We start from the raw sequence: 2,031 nt of genomic DNA, 5'->3' as shown, positions 1-2,031 counted from the left end.
GCACCATCCAGGCCGACCAGGACGCCGTCATCCGCGCGGGCTCGCGCGGCGCCCTGGTCGTCGACGGCGGTCCGGGCACCGGCAAGACCGTCGTCGCCCTGCACCGCTCCGCGTACCTCCTCTACTCCGACCCGCGCCTCGGCCACCGCCGGGGCGGCGTGCTGTTCGTCGGCCCGCACCAGCCGTACCTGGCGTACGTCGCCGACGTCCTGCCCAGCCTCGGCGAGGAGGGCGTGCGCACCTGCACCCTGCGCGACCTCGTCCCCGAGGGGGCCGCGGCGACGGCCGAGACCGACCCCGAGGTGGCCCGCCTGAAGTCCTCCGCCGCCATGGTGCGGGCGATCGAGACGGCCGTACGGTTCTACGAGGACCCGCCCGCCCGGGGCATGACGGTGACCACCCCCTGGGCCTCCGTCCCCCTGACCGCCGAGGACTGGGCCGAGGCGTTCCGGGCCCCGGAGCCCGGCACCCCGCACAACGAGGCGCGCGAGCAGATCTGGGACGAGCTGGTGGCGATCCTCGGGGACAAGCACGGCGACGACGTCCCGCCGAACCTGCTCCAGCGGGCGCTGCGCGCCCACCACGAGCTGGTCAGGACCCTCAACGACCACTGGCCGCTCCTCGAACCCGCCGACGTCGTCTCCGACCTGTGGTCCGTCCCCGCCTACCTGCGCCTGTGCGCCCCCTGGCTCGCCCCGGACGAGGTCGAGCGCCTGCGGCGCGAGGACGGGGACGCCCCGTCCTGGACGGTGTCCGACCTGCCGCTGCTGGACGCGGCCCGGCAGCGGCTCGGCGACCCGAAGTCGTCCCTGCGCAAGCGCCGCCACGACGCCTCGGTCGCCGCCCAGCGCGAACGCATGGCCGGCGTCATCGACAACGTCATCGCCTCCGACGACGACGGCGAGGGCGCGGTGACGATGCTGCACGGCCAGGACCTGCGGGACAGCCTGATCGACGAGAGCGCCCTGCCCACGGCCGAACCGGACGCGCTCGCGGGCCCCTTCGCGCACGTCGTGGTGGACGAGGCCCAGGAACTCACCGACGCCCAGTGGCAGATGCTGCTCCTGCGCTGCCCGTCCCGCAGCTTCACCATCGTCGGCGACCGCGCCCAGGCCCGGCACGGCTTCACGGAGTCGTGGGAGGAACGGCTCCGGCGCGTCGGCCTCGACCGGATCACCGTCACCTCCCTGAACATCAACTACCGCACCCCGCAGGAGGTGATGACGGAGGCCGAACCCGTCATCCGCGCCGTCCTCCCCGACGCCAACGTCCCGGTCTCCATCCGCACGGGCGGCCTCCCCGTCGTCCACGGCAAGGTCTCCGACCGGGACGCGGTCCTCGACGCCTGGCTCGCCGAGCACGCCGACGGCAACGGCATCGCCTGCGTCATCGGCGACCCCACCTTCCGGGACACGCCCCGCGTCCGCTCCCTGACCCCGGAACTGTCGAAGGGCCTGGAGTTCGACCTGGTCGTCCTCGTCGACCCGGACGGGTTCGGCGAGGGCATCGAGGGAGCGGTCGACCGCTACGTCGCGATGACCAGGGCGACCCGGCAACTGGTCGTCCTCACCTGACGCCGTGACGGGTTCCCGTACGCTCCGGGCGTACGGGAACCCGGCCCGCCCGGGACACCGGCGCGACGACCGGATGTCGGAGCGGGCGGCTACGGTACGCCCGTGAACGAGACGACCGGTGACGACCGCAGCCTTCCGCCCGCCCTCGCCGACGTGGCCCGCCTCGGGTTCGACTACGACGACGGGAACGGAATCGACTTCGAGCCCTACGACGCCTTCTGCCCGGCCGAGGAGACCACCGACTGGCTGCGCCAGTGGACCGGGAACCCCGAAGTCGACGGCGACGCCTACCGGCTGTTCGGCCAGGACGGCACCGGCGGCAACGCCGCCGTCTGGTACGCACGGCCCGGCCGGCCCCTCGCCGAGCAGCCCGTGGTGTTCCTGAGCTCGGAGGGCCGGTGCGGCGTGGTCGCCGGGAACCTGTCCGACTTCCTGTGGGTGCTGGCCGACGGCCACG

At 73.9% G+C, this 2,031-nt stretch carries 2 protein-coding genes; both read left to right on the top strand.

Translation table 11 applies throughout. The features are described from left to right. Window positions 1-1,574 (top strand): RNA polymerase recycling motor ATPase HelR (gene helR / locus AOK18_RS25510; RefSeq protein ID WP_055695857.1); only part of this gene is annotated, 1,574 nt, incomplete at its 5' end. Window positions 1,575-1,676: 102 nt separating this feature from the next. Further along, window positions 1,677-2,031, top strand: a 355-nt coding sequence (locus tag AOK18_RS25505; protein WP_055695856.1) for a hypothetical protein, incomplete at its 3' end; no start/stop codon positions are given.

The organism is Streptomyces prasinopilosus (assembly GCF_001419695.1).
Lineage (GTDB): Bacteria > Actinomycetota > Actinomycetes > Streptomycetales > Streptomycetaceae > Streptomyces > Streptomyces prasinopilosus.
This window is presented reverse-complemented; position numbering and strand designations above follow the sequence as displayed.